The sequence below is a fragment of the Microbacterium sp. ER1 genome, from assembly GCF_023383675.1.
GTDB lineage: Bacteria > Actinomycetota > Actinomycetes > Actinomycetales > Microbacteriaceae > Microbacterium.
The window spans coordinates 58,376-74,010 of record NZ_QCXO01000129.1; the positions used below are offsets into that span (position 1 = coordinate 58,376).

General features: G+C 72.1%; 16 protein-coding genes. 7 read left to right on the forward strand and 9 right to left on the reverse strand.

Features of this window, described 5'->3' with window-relative positions:
• Window positions 1-110: 110 nt before the first annotated feature.
• Together BV453_RS05890 and BV453_RS05895 are read left to right on the forward strand one after the other, a co-directional pair.
• Window positions 111-1,370, forward strand: a complete 1,260-nt coding sequence (locus BV453_RS05890) for an Nramp family divalent metal transporter (protein WP_249521109.1) — start codon at window positions 111-113, stop codon at window positions 1,368-1,370.
• A gap of 20 nt (window positions 1,371-1,390) precedes the next feature.
• The gene (locus BV453_RS05895; RefSeq protein ID WP_249521110.1) at window positions 1,391-1,690 is read left to right on the forward strand and encodes a hypothetical protein; all 300 of its coding nucleotides are present in this window, start codon (window positions 1,391-1,393) and stop codon (window positions 1,688-1,690) included.
• Between the two features lies 1 nt (window position 1,691).
• Here BV453_RS05895 and BV453_RS05900 read toward each other — a convergent pair whose 3' ends face one another.
• Both BV453_RS05900 and BV453_RS05905 read right to left on the reverse strand, forming a co-directional pair.
• Window positions 1,692-3,137: a Na+/H+ antiporter NhaC family protein gene (locus BV453_RS05900; protein ID WP_249521111.1), complete on the reverse strand. Its 1,446-nt coding sequence runs from the start codon at window positions 3,135-3,137 to the stop codon at window positions 1,692-1,694.
• Between the two features lie 52 nt (window positions 3,138-3,189).
• Window positions 3,190-4,803, reverse strand: a complete 1,614-nt coding sequence (locus tag BV453_RS05905) for an amidohydrolase (protein ID WP_249521112.1) — start codon at window positions 4,801-4,803, stop codon at window positions 3,190-3,192.
• A 70-nt stretch (window positions 4,804-4,873) separates the two neighbouring features.
• Between BV453_RS05905 and BV453_RS05910 the strand changes: the two genes are divergently transcribed.
• From BV453_RS05910 to BV453_RS05930, 5 genes are all read left to right on the forward strand, one after another.
• Window positions 4,874-5,542 carry a TetR/AcrR family transcriptional regulator gene (locus BV453_RS05910; RefSeq protein WP_249521113.1) on the forward strand — a complete coding sequence of 223 codons (669 nt, stop codon included), beginning with the start codon at window positions 4,874-4,876 and terminating at the stop codon, window positions 5,540-5,542.
• A gap of 9 nt (window positions 5,543-5,551) precedes the next feature.
• Window positions 5,552-6,184: a metal-dependent transcriptional regulator gene (locus BV453_RS05915; RefSeq protein ID WP_249521114.1), complete on the forward strand. Its 633-nt coding sequence runs from the start codon at window positions 5,552-5,554 to the stop codon at window positions 6,182-6,184.
• A gap of 95 nt (window positions 6,185-6,279) precedes the next feature.
• Window positions 6,280-7,089, forward strand: a complete 810-nt coding sequence (locus BV453_RS05920; RefSeq protein ID WP_025104898.1) for an HAD-IIA family hydrolase — start codon at window positions 6,280-6,282, stop codon at window positions 7,087-7,089.
• Window position 7,090: 1 nt separating this feature from the next.
• Window positions 7,091-7,660, forward strand: a complete 570-nt coding sequence (locus BV453_RS16725; protein WP_249521115.1) for a YdeI family protein — start codon at window positions 7,091-7,093, stop codon at window positions 7,658-7,660.
• Entirely contained in the window at window positions 7,657-7,821 is a 165-nt protein-coding gene (locus BV453_RS05930; protein WP_164498178.1) for a hypothetical protein, read from the forward strand. The genes BV453_RS16725 and BV453_RS05930 overlap by 4 nt, the downstream gene beginning before the upstream one ends.
• Window positions 7,822-7,842: 21 nt before the next feature.
• On the opposite strand, the gene BV453_RS05935 is transcribed toward BV453_RS05930, so the two are convergent.
• The 7 genes from BV453_RS05935 to BV453_RS05965 are packed head-to-tail and all read right to left on the reverse strand — an operon-like array spanning window position 7,843 to window position 15,621.
• Window positions 7,843-9,474, reverse strand: a complete 1,632-nt coding sequence (locus BV453_RS05935; RefSeq protein WP_249521116.1) for an ABC transporter ATP-binding protein — start codon at window positions 9,472-9,474, stop codon at window positions 7,843-7,845.
• Complete coding sequence (locus BV453_RS05940) at window positions 9,471-10,553, reverse strand: serine hydrolase (protein ID WP_249521117.1); 1,083 nt, start codon at window positions 10,551-10,553, stop codon at window positions 9,471-9,473. Before BV453_RS05940 ends, BV453_RS05935 begins: the two co-directional genes overlap by 4 nt.
• Window positions 10,550-11,677 carry an enolase C-terminal domain-like protein gene (locus BV453_RS05945; protein WP_249521118.1) on the reverse strand — a complete coding sequence of 376 codons (1,128 nt, stop codon included), beginning with the start codon at window positions 11,675-11,677 and terminating at the stop codon, window positions 10,550-10,552. Before BV453_RS05945 ends, BV453_RS05940 begins: the two co-directional genes overlap by 4 nt.
• Window positions 11,674-12,864, reverse strand: coding sequence for an anhydro-N-acetylmuramic acid kinase (locus BV453_RS05950; protein ID WP_249521119.1), 1,191 nt, complete (start codon window positions 12,862-12,864; stop codon window positions 11,674-11,676). The genes BV453_RS05945 and BV453_RS05950 overlap by 4 nt, the downstream gene beginning before the upstream one ends.
• Window positions 12,864-13,769 (reverse strand): N-acetylmuramic acid 6-phosphate etherase, encoded by a 906-nt coding sequence (murQ, locus tag BV453_RS05955; RefSeq protein WP_085605635.1) that lies wholly within the window; start codon window positions 13,767-13,769, stop codon window positions 12,864-12,866. The genes BV453_RS05950 and murQ overlap by 1 nt, the downstream gene beginning before the upstream one ends.
• Window positions 13,766-14,653 carry an ABC transporter permease gene (locus tag BV453_RS05960; protein WP_025104905.1) on the reverse strand — a complete coding sequence of 296 codons (888 nt, stop codon included), beginning with the start codon at window positions 14,651-14,653 and terminating at the stop codon, window positions 13,766-13,768. The genes murQ and BV453_RS05960 overlap by 4 nt, the downstream gene beginning before the upstream one ends.
• The gene (locus BV453_RS05965; protein WP_025104906.1) at window positions 14,650-15,621 is read right to left on the reverse strand and encodes an ABC transporter permease; all 972 of its coding nucleotides are present in this window, start codon (window positions 15,619-15,621) and stop codon (window positions 14,650-14,652) included. Before BV453_RS05965 ends, BV453_RS05960 begins: the two co-directional genes overlap by 4 nt.
• Window positions 15,622-15,635 lie beyond the last annotated feature (14 nt).

Here is a 15,635-nt window from a genome sequence, read left to right on the forward strand (position 1 = left end):
GAGGAGCCGGCGCCCCGTCGTCGAAGGGGGCCCGGCCATCGCGACACGATATTTAGGTGCGCCGAAAAATACGCTACGGTTTCGGTGTGCCTAAAAATCCCGCTGCCTCCGTGACCCCCGCTCGCACCGCTTCGCCGCGCCTGCTGTGGCTGCTGGGACCGGCGCTGGTGGCGGGCGTGGCCTATCTCGACCCGGGCAACGTCGCCAGCAACATGACGGCGGGGGCGCAGTACGGCTATCTGCTCGTGTGGGTGGTCGTCGCCGGCAACGTGATGGCCTGGCTGATCCAGTACCTGTCCGCGAAGCTCGGCGTCGTCACCGGCCAGAGCCTCCCGGAGGTGCTGGGCCAGCGGCTGCGCCGCCCCTGGGCCCGCCGCGCCTACTGGCTCCAGGCGGAGCTGGTCGCGATGGCGACGGACCTCGCCGAGGTCATCGGCGGCGCCGTCGCCCTGAACCTTCTCTTCGGCGTGCCGCTGCTGTGGGGCGGCCTCATCACCGGGGCCGTGTCCATGGTCCTGCTCGCGGTGCAGAACCGTCGCGGCGCCCGACCGTTCGAGTTCGTGATCATCGGCCTCATGTTCGTGATCACGATCGGCTTCATGGCCGGCCTGTTCCTCGCGCCACCCGACCCGGCCGGCGTCGTGAGCGGCCTCGTGCCGCGCTTCGAGGACACGGGGTCCGTGCTCCTCGCCGCCTCGATCCTCGGCGCGACGATCATGCCGCACGCGATCTACGCGCACTCCTCTCTGGCCCGCGACCGGTTCGGTGCGACGAGTGCCGAGACGACCGAGGAGGCGGCCCGGATCGAGACCTCGCGGATCCGCCGCCTGCTCACGGCGACGCGCTGGGATGTGACGATCGCGATGGTCATCGCGGGCTCGGTGAACCTCGGAATCCTCCTGCTCGCGGCGGCGAACCTCGCGGGCGTCGCGGGCACCGACTCGCTGGAGGGGGCGCACGCCGCCCTCGCCGCAGGCCTCGGCCCGGTCGTGGCGACCTTCTTCGCCGTGGGGCTGCTCGCCTCGGGTCTCGCCTCGACCTCCGTCGGCGCGTACGCGGGCGCCGAGATCATGCACGGCCTCCTGCACGTGCGCATCCCCCTGCTGGCCCGCCGACTGGTGACGCTCATCCCCGCGTTGGTGATCCTCGGCATCGGGGTGGACCCCACGCTCGCCCTCGTCCTCAGCCAGGTCGTGCTGTCGTTCGGCATCCCGTTCGCGCTGATCCCGCTCGTCGCCCTCACCGCGCAGCGCCGCACGCTCGGCGCCTGGGTCAACCGGCCGTGGACGACGGTCGCCGGCGTCGTGGCCTCCGTGCTCCTCATCGCCCTGAACGGCGCCCTGCTCTGGCTGGTGCTGACGGGGGCATGACGCCGGATAGGCTCGACATCATGTCTGCAGACTCGGCCCGTCGCACCGTCCGCCTCCTCACCTGGAGCGGCTTCGCGACCGGGGTCATCGGCGGTCTGCTCATCGCGTTCCCGAAGGTCATCGGCTCCGCCAGCCCGTGGGTGCAGCTCGCGCTCGGCGTCGCGACCCTGATCTTCGCCTTCCGTGCCCGCAAGGTGGGCATCGCCGAGGTGGAGGGCTTCGACGGGCGCCTCTCGCTCGCCGCCGCCCTCCTGGGGTTCCTCGTGCTCTTCTTCGCGGGGCAGGCGACCGTGATCCTGCTCGGCTCCGCGGGCGCCTGACTCAGGCCGCGAGGAAGCCCGTCACGAGGTAGAGCACGAGCGAGACCCCGGCGGCGATCCCCGCGTAGGGGAGGATGGCCAGCATGAGGTTGATCGGCTTGATGCCGATGGACCGCGACGCGAGGATGATGCCGTCGCCGTAGAGGCAGGTCGTGCTGCCGAGCGCCGCCCCGGAGAACACCGCCGCGCCCGCCAGGATCGGGTCGGCGCCGAGGGCCAGCGCGAGCGGCAGCACCACGGGGGTGATGACCGCGGCGAGGTCCCAGAACGAACCGGTCGCGTAGGCGTACACGCCGCAGACGGCGAACACGATGGCGGGCAGCAGCGCCGGGGTGAGCACCGGCTCCGTGACCTGGATGACGAACTCGGCGAGCTGCAGGGTGATGTTCATCTCCTGCACCATGAACGCCAGCACGGTGAGCACCATCACGAAGAGCATGCTCTCGACGCCCTCCAGCGCCGCGTCCAGCACGCCCCGCACGGAGAGACGGCGCTGCACGAGGACGAGAACGATCGTGACGGCGAGCGCGGCCGCGGTGCCGGCGACGACGTTGGCGTCCGTGGCGATGGTGACGCCCACGAGCACCGCCATCGCGAGGAGGAACGACCAGGGCTGCGGCTTGCGCCCCGCCTCCGTCGAGGTCTCCAGCGCCACGGCGACCCGCTGCGCCGTCGAACCGTCGGGGTCGTCCGCGCGCAGCTCGGACAGCAGGGCCGCTCCCTCCGCGCGGCGTTCCGCGTCGGTCGTGCCGAGGGGGAAGACGTCGCCGTCGCGCTCCGCCCGCAGAGCGTCCTTCTTCAGCGGACCGAATCGGGGCAGCCAGCCGATGCTCATCAGCAGGGCGACCGCGATCGCCGCCCACCCGAAGAAGATGAACGGGATCGACTGCAGGTAGGCGCCGAAGCCGCTGCCCCCGACGGTCACGCCCTGGGCCTCGAAGAGCCCGGAGAAGAACAGCGCCCAGGTCGAGACCGGGACGAGCACGGCGATCGGCGCGGCGGTCATCTTCATGATCGCGCCGAGCTGCGTACGGGGGACGCGGTACCGGTCGGTCACCTGCTTCATCGAGGTGCCGGTGGTGAGCACGTTGAGGTAGTCGTCCACGAACAGGACCACCGAGAGCAAGAACGTCAGCAGCGTCGACTTCCGGCGGGAGGTCACGAACCGCTCCACCCAGCGGGCGAAGTCGGTCACGATGCCCGACTTCTCGAACAGCATCATGAGGATGCCGAACAGCGCCACGATGAGCAGCAGCCACTGGGCGGTCTCATTGGACAGCGCCGTGCCCGTGTACTCGACCCAGACGTCGAAGCCGCCCCAGCCGCCCAGGATCAGGGCGCCGGCGACGGTGCCGCAGAGCAGGGCGAAGAGGGTGCGCCGGGTGGCGACGGCGACCACGAGGATCACCGCGATGGGCAGGAGCGCGAGGGCGCCGAATTCGGGCATGGGGTTCACCTCGGTGTGAAGAAGGAAGGGGGTATGAGGGGTCGAGCGGGGGTCAGGGCTCGACGCCGCCGACGACCGTCCGCTGTACGGGCAGGTCGGGGAGGTCGTCCGGGGCGACGTGCAGCGGGTTCTCCGCCCACACGGCGTAGTCGGCGCGGAACCCGGGGGCGATCCGGCCGAGGTCGGTGTCGCCCTGGGCACGCGCGGCACCCACGGTGTAGCCGTGCAGCGCCTGGTAGGGGGTGAGCACCTGGTGGGGCTCGAAGACAGGGGCGTCGCGGTCGCCGGGACGACGGCGCAGCTGGGCCCAGGCGAGGCCGATGCGGGCGTCGTTCTGGGCGATGGGCCAGTCCGACCCCAGGGCGACCGGGGCTCCGGCCTCCCAGTAGTCGCGCACGCGCCAGGCACGGGCGGCACGGGCCGGACCGAGGCGCCGCGACCAGTCGTCCGAGCCGTCGGCCTTGCGCCACTGCAGGTGGAGCGGCTGCATCGAGGCGGTGATGCCCGCGGCCGCGAGGCGCGCGACGTCGCGATCCGTCGTGGTCTCCAGGTGCTCGATCCGGTGGGGTGCCCCGCCGGCGCTGCGGACCCCGGCGGCGAGGTACGCATCGATGACCTCCCCCACCGCGCGGTCGCCGATGGCGTGCGTCGCGACCTGGAAGCCGGCCTCGGCATAGCCGCGCACGGTGCGGGCGTAGGCGGCGGCGTCCTTCCAGAACGGCGCGGTCCCCTCCCCCGCCGTGTCGGGCTCGTACAGCCAGGCCGTTCCCGTCTCCACCACGCCGTCGGCGTAGAGCTTGACGACCCCGCCCCGCCAGCGCTCTCCCCGGCGGTCGCGCATCCGCAGGTTCTCGGCCGTGCGGGCGGTGTCGAAACCGGGCTCGTGGTCGATGGCGGACACGATGCGGATCGGCAGACCCGGCCCCTGCTCCATGGCGTCCAGCAGGTCCAGGGTCGCGAAGCCGCCGTCCATGATCGTGCCGCCGGTGAGACCGGAGGACCGGAGCCCCTGCAGCAGTTCGTGGCCGGCGGCGAGCGTCTGCGCGCGGTCCAGGGCGGGGGCCGCGAGGCGCACGGGCTCGTACGCGCCGAGTTCGCGCAGCTCGCCGGTCGGGATCCCCTCGGCGTCGACCACGACGAGGGAGGAGTCGTCCGTCTCGCGCGGCCCGGTGATGCCGCCGCGCCGCAGCCCCTCGCGGCTGGCCAGCGCGGTGTGTCCGTCGAACACGATGAGGAGCGCGGGGAGGCCGCGCACCGCGTCCTCGATGGCGTCCGCGGTCATGGGGATCTCGTGGAAGACGTCGTAGTCGAGATTCCATCCGCGCACCCACGGCTCGGCGTCCTCGGCGAGCGCCCGGTCGGCCTCGGCGCGGAGGGCGGCGCGCAACGCCGCGGCGGTGGTGATGCCCCCGAGGTCGATCCCCGCAGTGAGCTCGAGACCCTGCAGCGGGTGCAGGTGCGCGTCGATGAGCCCGGGGGTGACGGCGGCGCCGCCGAGGTCGTGCACGACGGTGCCGGTCCCGCGCAGCTCGCGGACGAGGTCGTCGTCGCCGACCGCCAGGAAGCGCCCGTCGCGGATGGCGAAGGCCGTGGCCTCCGGGCGGCGGGGGTCCATCGTCACGACGCGCGCGCCGGTGACGATAGTGTCGGCGTCGAAACCCGTCATGACGTTCTTCCTCGAGCGAATTGAAAGAGTTTCAATAAAGTAGCAGACACGGAACCCGAATCGAGCCCCGATGACGAAGACTCCCCGCAGCGTGGGCCGCCCCTCCGGCCGGGTGCTCACCGAGGAGCGGATCCTCGATGCCGCCTTCCGACTCAGCGCCGAACGCACCCCGCAGCGCTTCACCATGACCGCGCTCGCGGAATCCCTCGGGGTGCGCACCTCGGCGCTCTATCACCACTTCGAGAACCGCGACGCCGTGATCCGGGCCATGCGCGGCCGCGTGAGCCGCTCCCTCGCCACCCCGGTGCCCCGCGAACGGCCGCTGGAGGAGGCCCTGCTGGCCTGGGCGCACAGCTATCGCGACGCGGCCGTCGCCGCCCCGCAGGCCATGGTCATGCTCGCGAGCTCCCCCATCGATGCCGACGAGGGCTCGTTCGCGGACTACGAGCAGATCGCGGTGCTGCTCTCCGACGACGGCTGGCCCCGCGAGACGATCGTCGACGCCATCGTCGCGCTGGAGTCGTTCATCATCGGCTCCGCGCTGGACGCCCTCGCTCCGGCCGACAACATGGCGCCGAAAGAGCTCGCCCCCGCCTACCCCACCTTCGCCGCGGCGGAGAGTGCCAGGGCCGAGCTCAGCGACGACCCCGCCCGACGGACGTTCGAGATCGGTGTGCGCGCCCTCATCCACGGCCTCACGGCCTGGGCGCGCGGGGGCGGGGAGCGGTCCGCGCCGTAGAGTGGTGGGGTGGCATCCCCGGCAGCTGACGACTACCTGAAGACCGTCTACGCGCACACCGAGTGGCAGGATGCGCCGATCACCCCCTCGGTCCTGGCGGCCAAGCTCGGCATCGCCCCGTCGTCGGTCACGGAGATGGTGAAGAAGCTCGCCGCGGCGGGACTCGTGTCGCACGTGCCCTACGGAGCGGTCCGGCTGACGGACGCGGGGACCACCCGGGCCCTCGCGATGGTCCGCCGCCATCGCCTCATCGAGACCTGGCTCGTGCAGGAGTTCGGGTACGGGTGGGACGAGGTGCACGACGAGGCCGAGGTGCTGGAGCACACCATCAGCGACCGGCTGCTCGAGGGCATCGACGAGCGCCTGGGACGACCGCGCTTCGACCCGCACGGAGACGCCATCCCGGACGCGGAGGGCCGCATCGAACGGGAGCCCTTCGTCCTGCTCGCGGACGCCCCGGACGGACACACCGGCCGCGTGCTCCGCGTCGACGACCGCGACCCGGAGCTCCTGCGGACCCTCGACTCCCACGGGGTCGTCGTCGGGACGACCGTGACGGTGACCTCGTCCGGCATCGCCCTCGACGGCACCGAGCCGCCGCTGCCCCCCGCCGCCCGCGACGTGGTGTGGTTGTCGGCCTGACCCCGGCTTCGAATCGCGCACTTTGCGGCACATCGGCCGGGGATGGAGCCAATCAGGCGATTCGAAAGGAAAGGTGGGGCCTCTAGGCTGAGCACATGGCACACCGTGACGACATCGAATGCTGGCTCACCGACATGGACGGCGTGCTCGTCCATGAGAACGACGCCATCCCCGGGGCCTCCGAACTCCTCGCCGGATGGGAGCGCAACGAGATCCCGTACCTCGTGCTCACGAACAACTCCATCTTCACCGCCCGCGACCTCTCGGCCCGCCTCCGTGCGAGCGGCCTGATCGTGCCGGAGGAGCGCATCTGGACCTCGGCGCTCGCGACCGCCGACTTCCTCGCGCAGCAGCTCCCGGGCGGCTCCGCCTTCGTCATCGGCGAGGCCGGCATCCTCACCGCGCTGCACGAGGCCGGCTTCATCATGACCGAGACGAACCCCGACTTCGTCGTCGTCGGCGAGACCCGCAACTACTCGTTCGAGGCCATCACGAAGGCCATCCGCCACATCATCAACGGCTCGCGCTTCATCGTGACCAACCCGGACGCCACCGGCCCGAGCGCCGACGGGGTGCTGCCGGCCACGGGTGCGATCGCCGCCCTCATCACCAAGGCCACCGGCAAGGAGCCCTACGTCGTCGGCAAGCCCAATCCGATGATGTTCCGTTCGGCCCTGAACAAGATCGGCGCGCACTCGAAGAAGACCGGCATGATCGGCGACCGGATGGACACGGACATCGTCGCCGGCATCGAGGCGGGTCTGCACACGGTGCTCGTGCTCACCGGCATCAGCGACCAGCGGATCATCGAGCAGTACCCCTTCCGCCCGGACGAGATCGTCGACTCGGTCGCCGACCTGCTGCCGACCATCACCGACTCGATCCCCACCCTCGACGAGGACTGACGTGGGCGCCCTCGACGACGGCGAGCGGGTCACGGCGGCGGACGCCGCGGCCTGGCGCGCCTGGCTCGAGGCGAACCACGAACGCACGGCCGGAGTGTGGCTGCTGAGCGTGCGCGGGCGATCCGCCACCGGCGTCGGCTACGAGGACGCCGTCCGGCAGGCGCTGTGCTTCGGGTGGATCGACGGCCCGGTGCGCACGTTCGACGACGAGACCGGTGGCCAGTGGTTCTCCCCTCGACGCCCGGGCAGCGGCTGGGCGGCGACGAACAAGGCCCGCATCGCGGAGCTGGAGGCCGCGGGGCTCCTCGCCCCCGCCGGCATCCGAGCGCTGGAGACGGCGAAGGCGAACGGTTCGTGGACCATGCTCGACGGCCCCGAGGCCGGCATCGAGCCACCCGAGCTCACGGCCGCCCTCGACGCGGTGCCCGCGGCGAGGGGGAACTGGGATGCGTTCCCGAAGTCGGTGAAGAAGTTCGGCCTCACGCACATCGCGATGGCAAAGCGGCCGGAGACCAAGGCCGCGCGCATCGCGAAGATCGTGGCGGATGCCGCGGAGGGGAAGCGTCCATGAACCAGAGCGACCTGCTGTTCCTCGTCCTGTTCCTCATCATGCTCACGTCGCTGGTCGTGTTCGTGGTGCAGTTCGTGCGCTCCCGGCGCCGCGGCGGCGAGGACGACGGCCGTGCCGGCTGGTGGGAGGGCCCCTGGGACGACGACGACCGCCGGCGCTGAGCCGACGGCCGCCTGGAGGTCTCAGGAGGCGAGCGACGCCCCGGGGATCGCGGCGAGCAGCTCCCGGGTGTACGGATGCTGCGGCGTGTCGAAGATGCTCTCCGGGGTGCCGCTCTCGACCACGACGCCGCGCTGCATCACGTGCACCTCGTCGGAGATCATGCGCACGACGGCCAGGTCGTGGCTGATGAAGAGGTAGCTGAGCCCGAGGCGCTTCTGCAGGTCGGCGAGGAGGTCGAGGATCTGCGCCTGCACCAGCACGTCGAGCGCGGAGACCGCCTCGTCCAGCACGACGAGCTCGGGCTCCAGGGCCAGGGCGCGGGCGATCGCGACGCGCTGCCGCTGTCCGCCGGAGAGCTCGTGCGGCAGCCGCTCGGCCATGGCCGCGGGCAGGGCGACCTGCTCCAGGAGCTCCAGGACGCGGGCGTGCCGGGAAGCGGCGGTGCCGATCCTGTGCACGCGCAGCGGCTCGGCGATCGACTGCTCCACGGTGTACCGCGGGTCGAGCGAGGCGTAGGGGTTCTGGAACACGGGCTGCACGCGGCGGCGCAGCGCGAACAGCTCCTTTCGGCGGAGGGTCGTGAGGTCGGTGCCGTCGAAGAGGATGGACCCGGAGGTCGCGTCCTCCAGACCGAGCACCATGTTCGCCGTCGTGGACTTGCCCGAGCCCGACTCGCCCACGATGGACACGGTCGTGCCGCGGCGGATCGAGAAGCTCACGCCGTCGACCGCCGTGAAGGTCTGCGGCTCCCCGGCCTTCGCGTTCCGGAGCGGGAACTCCTTGCGCAGGTCCCGGATCTCGACGAAGGGCACGGCGTCGGCCGCGACCTCGCGCGCCGGCAGGGCGTCGCGGCGGGACGCGAGGCTCGGCGCGGCCGCGAGCAGCTGCCGGGTGTACTCGTGCTGCGGGTTCCCGAGAACCTCCGCCGATGTCCCCTCCTCGACGACGTGGCCACGGAACATCACGACGATCCGGTCGGCGCGCTCCGCGGCGAGGGCGAGGTCGTGGGTGATGAGGAACACCGCGGTGCCCAGTTCGTCGGTCAGCTGGTCGAGCTGGTCGAGGATCCGCCGCTGCACGGTGACGTCGAGCGCCGAGGTGGGCTCGTCGGCGATGAGCAGCCGCGGCTTGCAGGCGAGCCCCATCGCGATGAGCACACGCTGCCGCATGCCCCCGGAGAACTCGTGCGGGTACTGGGTCGCCCGACGGGCGGCATCGGGGATCCCGACCATCTCCAGCAGCTCGACCACACGGGCCTTCGTCGCGTCTCCGCTGGTGTGCCCGTGGACTTTGAGGGCCTCGCCGATCTGCTCCCCGACGCGCAGGAGGGGGTTGAGGTTCGACATCGGATCCTGCGGCACGAGGCCGATGCCGGCCCCGCGGAGCGACACCATCGCGTTCTCGGGGAGGTCGGTGAGCTCGCGGCCGTCGAAGCGGATGCTGCCCGCCGTGATGACGCCGTTCTCCGGCAGTAGGCGGTTGACCGCGGCCGCCGTGGTGGACTTCCCGGAGCCGGACTCGCCGACCACGGCGACCGTCTCCCCGGCGGCGATGTCGATCGAGATGTCGCTGATGGCGGTGACCAGCTCGGAGCCGGTCCGGAAGGCGACCGCGAGGCCGTCGATGCTCAGCATGGGCGGAGTGGTGCTCATGGGGTACTCGTTCCTTCGGGGTCCAGGAGTGCGGGCAGCGCTGCGCGCCACAGGGTCTCGGTGGGGGCGATCTCGCCGGCGAACAGCCGGTTCGCGAGGAGGACGACGGCGGTTCCGGTGGCGGGGACCACGCCCAGCGCGCATCCGGTGTAGCCGGGATGCCAGAGCACCCGGGTCGGGCGCCCGTCCGCCGTCACGGTGTCGCTGCGCCAGCCGAGGGCCTGCCCGGGGTCGGGGCCGTCGCGGAACAGCTCGGCCACGAGCGCCGGATCCCACAGCTCGGGGTGCGACTCGGGGGCGGCGAGCGCGACGCCGAGGGTCAGCAGCTCGTCGACCGTGCCGAACAGGCCGGCGTGCCCGGAGACGCCGTGCAGGGCGTGGAAGCAGTTGCCGTCGTTGACGACGCCGGTGATCTCGCCCTCGCGCCAGGGGAAGTGCCGGCGAGAGGTGAGGATCGGGTAGGGGGTGCCGGTGGCGACCATCCGTCGCTCGGCGGCATCGCCGTCGCCCGTGGACGACGCGACCGGACCGGGGACGGGCCCGTAGCCCGTGCGCGTGAGACCGAGCGGCGCGGTCACGAGCTCGCGCACGGCGGCGTCGAGGGGGAGGCCGGTCGCGGCGGCGATGATCCGTCCGAGGATCAGGAAGCCCAGGTCGGAATAGTGCCGTCCTTCGTCCACGCCGTAGCGGAGCGGGAGCGCGTCGGCGGCGGCCGCGCCGTCGGCGTTCGTGCCGTCGAGGTAGAGCGGCTGCCACTCCCAGAGCCCCGCCCGGTGCAGGAGCAGGTGCCGCACGGTCGTCCCGGGGGCGCAGGCGGTTCCGGGGACGAAGCGGTCCACCGGATCGTCGAACCGGAGGTCGCCCCGGGAGACCAGCCGGAGGATCGCGGTGGTGGTCGCCGCGACCTTGGTGACCGAGGCGAGGTCGAACGCCGTGTCCGTCGTGACCGGCGTCCCCGCGAGATCGGCGAGGCCGCCGGCGGCCGTGTCCCGGCCCATGCGGGTGGCGACACCGGCGACGGCTCCGCGCGGCGCGGTCGGCCCGGCGAGGACTGCGGCGATCGCCTCGGCGGCACTCATGCGAGAGCTCCGGTCCGGGAGCGGTCGAGCAGCACCTCGGCATCGGGGGCGATCCCGGTGATCCCCAGTCCTGCGGCCGGGGCGAGGGTGAGCCACTCCGCGTCGGCGGTCAGCCCACCGGTCACCGGCGACCGGCGCAGCCATGATGCGGCGTCGAGGTCGTGCACGACGTCCGGGGCGACCGCGGCGGCGAGGTGCGCGGCGGCGGCCACCCCGACGTGCGACTCCATCATGCAGCCGACGACGACGCCGAGTCCGGCGGAGCGGGCGGCCTGCACGCACGCGAGCGCCTCGCGGAGCCCGCCGGTCTTGGCGAGCTTGACGTTCACGAGCCCGGCGGCTGCGCGCGCGGCGATGTCGCGGACATCCTGCGCGGTGCGGACCGACTCGTCCGCCATGATCGGCGTGTCGACGGCGGCGGTCACCACGGCCAGCGCATCGAGGTCGCGCGCGGCGACGGGCTGCTCGACGAGTTCGAGTCCGAGACCGGCGTCCTCCGCCGCCCGGATGACGCGGATCGCGGTCTCGGCGTCCCATGCCTGGTTCGCGTCCACGCGCAGGGTGATGTCGGCACCGACGGCGGAGCGGACGGCCAGGAGACCCGCGACCGTGTCGTGTTCGCGGGACGCCTTGATCTTGAGGCAGCGGAATCCCGCCGCCGCATGCTCGACGGCGGTCGCGGCCAGTGCGGCCGGCTCCGCCACCGACAGCGTCATGTCGGTACGGATGCGCGCGGGCGCGTCTGCGTGCGGGGCGAGCGTCTGCGCGAGCGGCTCGTCCCGGTGCTGCGCGGCGAGGTCGACGACCCCGCAGGCCACCGCACTGCGGGCGGCGGCGTTGCCCCAGGCCGCCGCGGCGAGGGCATCCGGCAGCCCGGGGTCGTCGACGGAGCGCCCGAGCACGGCGTCGGCGAAGGGACCGGCGACCACGGCCGTCACGCTCTCCGGGCTCTCCCCCGTGACACGCCAGCTCGTCGCGGCCTCCCCGTATCCGCGGCGGCCGTCGGCGTCGGTCACCTCCACGAGCACGACATCGAGGTGGTCCGTGCGACGGACGGCCGTGACGAAGGGACGCGCCAGGGGCGAAGGCACCCGCAGCACGCGCATCCGCTCGACGACGGTCACGATCCCGCCGCCTCCGTGAGGGCGAGGGAGTCGATGGCCGCGACCGGCTCTGGCATCTGCAGCGGACCGGCGCCGGGCGTGATCGTGCCGAGGATGCGCGGCTCGCGCGCCCCGGTCCCGCCGGGGACGATCGCGGGGACGCCGTGCAGGGTCGACCAGCCGATGAGCGCGAGGAGGATGGCCTCCTTGCTGTCGGCGGGGGCGCCGAGCTCGTCGGCCAGGACGACCTCGGTCTGCGGCAGCGCGGTCCGCAGCCCGTCCAGGATCAGCGGGTTGCGGCAGCCGCCGCCGGACACCGCGAGGAAGCCGATCCCGGCGGCCTCGACGTCGCGGGCGACCGTGCGGACCGTGAGCTCGGTGAGCGTGCGCACGACGTCGGCGACCGCGATCTCACGTCCCTGCGCCGCGAGGTGCTCCTGCACGTAGGCGAGGTGGAAGTGCTCCTTGCCCGTGCTCTTCGGCGGGGTGAGGGCGTAGTACGGGTCCGCGAGCATGGCGTCCAGCAGCGCCTGGTCGACCCGTCCCGTCCGGGCGATCGCCGCATCGTCGTCATAGCCGAGCGGGTTGAGGTCGTGCGCGACGATGACCGCGTCGACCAGGGCGTTCGCGGGGCCGATGTCGTAGGCGACGAGGCCGTCCGGGCGGACGACGGTCATGTTGGAGATGCCGCCGAGGTTGAGCGCCGCCGAGACGCCGGCGCGGCCACGGAGCAGCAGCTCGTCGAGGAACGACACGAGCGGAGCGCCGTGGCCGCCCGCGGTGATGTCGCGGATACGGATGTCGGAGACGACGGGCACACCGGTCTTCTCGGCGATCCAGGCGGGCTGCCCGATCTGGAGGGTGCCGAGGGCGTGGGCGCCGTCGACCCAGTGGTAGACGGTCTGGCCGTGCGAGCACACCGCGTCGACGCCGCCGACCTCGGCCGCGACCTCGGCTGCGACGTCGGCGAACGCCTGCCCGATGAGGGTATCGAGCTCGGCCACCTCGGCCAGGGTGGTCTGCGCCGGAGGGAGCGCGGCGATGAGGCGTGCCCGCAGCTCGGGATCGTAGGGGACGCTGGTGGAGGCGAGCACCGTGCCCCGGAGGTCGACGCCGTGCGCCGTGAACCCCCCGTTGGTGGCGAAGTCGACGACGGCGGCGTCGATCCCGTCGTGCGAGGTGCCGGAGATCAGTCCCAGGACGCGCATCAGTTCTCCTCCAGTGCGGTACGCAGACGGCCGTCGGCCGCCGCGAGTCGGTCGGTGGCCGCGGCGAGGTCCTCCCCGCGGCGGATCATGATCGTGGCGAGTTTCACGTCCCACCCTGCGCTCTCCAGCGCGGCGGCCGCCGTGTCGCGGTCGACGTCGGCGATCGTCCGCACCATGCGGATCGCGCGCTCGCGGAGCTTGTGGTTCGTGGCCTTCACGTCGACCATCAGGTTGCCGTAGGCCTTGCCGTTCCGGACCATCGCGATTGTCGAGAACATGTTCAGGACGAGCTTCTGCGCCGTGCCGGACTTGAGGCGCGTGGAGCCGGCGAGCACCTCGGGGCCGACCTCGACCTCGATGCCGTGCTCGGCGACCGCGCTCAGCGCGGTGCCGGTGTTGCACGACAGGCCCACGCTGAGCGCCCCGCGCTCCCGCGCCCGTCGGACGGCGGCGACCACGTACGGCGTGCGGCCGCTGGAGGCTATGCCGATCACGGTGTCGAGCGGGCCGATGTCCGCGGCGTCGATGGCCGCGGCACCCGCCTCCGCGTCGTCCTCCGCGCCTTCGACGGGGTTCACGATCGCGCCGGGACCGCCGGCCATGATCGCGAACACCAGCTCCGGCGGGGTGCTGAACGTGGGCGGGCACTCGGAGGCGTCGAGCACGCCGATGCGTCCGGGGGTGCCTGCGCCGACGTACACCAGGCGTCCGCCCTGCGCCATACGCGCGGCCGTCTGCTCGATCGCCGGGACGATCTGCGGGAGAGCGCGCTGCACGGCCGCGGGCACCGTGGCGTCGGCCTCGTTCATGGTCTGCGCGAGCTCGGCCACGCTCATCTGATCGAGGCGGGCGTACCGGGGGTCGCTCGCCTCGGTGGCGAGGGCGCCGAGGTCTTCCGCGATCATCGCTTGCCCCGGTTCCGCGGGTCGAGGCTGTCGCGCAGCCCGTCGCCCAGCAGGTTCAGGCCGACGACGAGGAGCACGACGATCACCCCGGGGGCGATCATCGTCCACGGGGCGATCGTGACGAGGGTCCGCGCCTCGAAGATCATCGAGCCGAGCGACGGTGCGGGCGGCGGAGTCCCGAGTCCGAGGAAGCTCAGCGACGCCTCCGTGAGCACCGCCCACGAGAGGGAGAGCGTGACCTGCACGATGATGATCGAGGTGATGTTCGGCAGCACGTGGCGGAACATGGTCGCCATGCGGCTCTGCCCCGTGCTCTTGGCCGCCTTAACGTACTCCACCTCGCGCAGCGACAGCACGGGGCCGCGGGTCACGCGGATGAAGATCGGCACGTAGACGATCGCGATGGCCACGGCGATCGTGAACCAGTTGCGGTCGAACACCGAGGCGAGCGACAGGGCGAGCAGCAGCGGCGGGAACGCGAACAGCACGTTGGTGACCGCGGTGATCGCCCCGTCGGAGAAGCCGCGGTAGAAACCGGCGATGAGTCCGCAGACCGTGCCGACCACGGTCGCGAACGCCACGGCGACCACGGAGATGAGCGCCGAGTTGGCGACACCGGCTGCCACCCGCGAGAACACGTCGCGGCCGAACTGGTCGGTGCCGAACCAGTGCACCGCGGACGGCGGCTGCAGCCGGGACGGCGGGTCCTGCGCGAGCGGGTCGAACGGCAGCAGGCCGAACGCCGAGACGAGGCTCAGCACCGCGAGCAGGACGACGATGATGAGGCCGGCGAGACCACTGCGGCTGCGCAGCAGGAGACGCACGCGCTCCATGGTGCGCCCGCCGCCGGGAGCGAGGGCCGGGGTCTGAGAGATGTCGGTCATGCGGCACGCACCCGGGGATCGATGACCCGGTAGAGCAGGTCGGTGAGCAGGTTGACGATGACGAAGGCGAGCGCGATCACCAGGACGGTGCTCTGCACGAGCGCGTACTCCTTCTGCTGGATGCCGAGCAGCACCTGGCGGCCGATGCCGGGGAGCGAGAAGATCTGCTCCACCACGACCGCGCCGCCCAGCAGGTAGCCGAACTGCAGACCGGTCATGGTGACGATGGGGACCAGCGCGTTGCCCAGCACATGGCGTACCTGGAGGCGGCGGGGCGGCACGCCCTTGGCCTTCGCGGTGCGGATGAAGTCGTTGGCACGGATCTCCAGGACCGCGGTGCGCGTGGTGCGCATGATCGGTGCCGCGATGCCGAAGCCGAGCACGATCGACGGCAGGAGCATCTGCTGGAGGTTCAGAGCGGGGTCGTCGAAGAGCCGCGCGTAGCCCTGGCCGTTCGGGTTGAAGCCGAGGGACTGCGCGAGGATCGCCAGCAGCGCCGTGCCGAGCAGGAACGCGGGGATGGAGAGGCCGGCGAGGCCGACGACCTGACCGACGCCGTCACGGAACGAGTCGGGCTTCGAGGCGGAGAGCATGCCGAGCGGGATGCCGATGGCGAGCGCGATGACGATCGAGAAGATCGCGAGCTCGAAGGTGACCGGCAGCGCGGCGGCGGTGAGCTCGAGCACGCTGGTCTGCGCCCGAGAGGAGAAGCCGAGGTTGCCGGTGAAGATGTTGCCGAGCCAGGAGAAGAACTGCACGACGAGCGGCTGGTCGAGACCGTAGTACGCCTCGAGCGCGGCACGCTGCGCCGGAGTGAGCGCGGCCGCCTCGGTGCCGAGGCCGGAGCTGATCTGGTCGCCGGGGATGGCGCGCAGCATCAGGAAGACGAAGACGGCGACGCCGAAAAGGGTGCCGAGGGCTGCGAGGATGCGTCGCAGCACGCTGTTGCGGAGGAGCTGTCTGAACATGCGCGTGGGAGAGG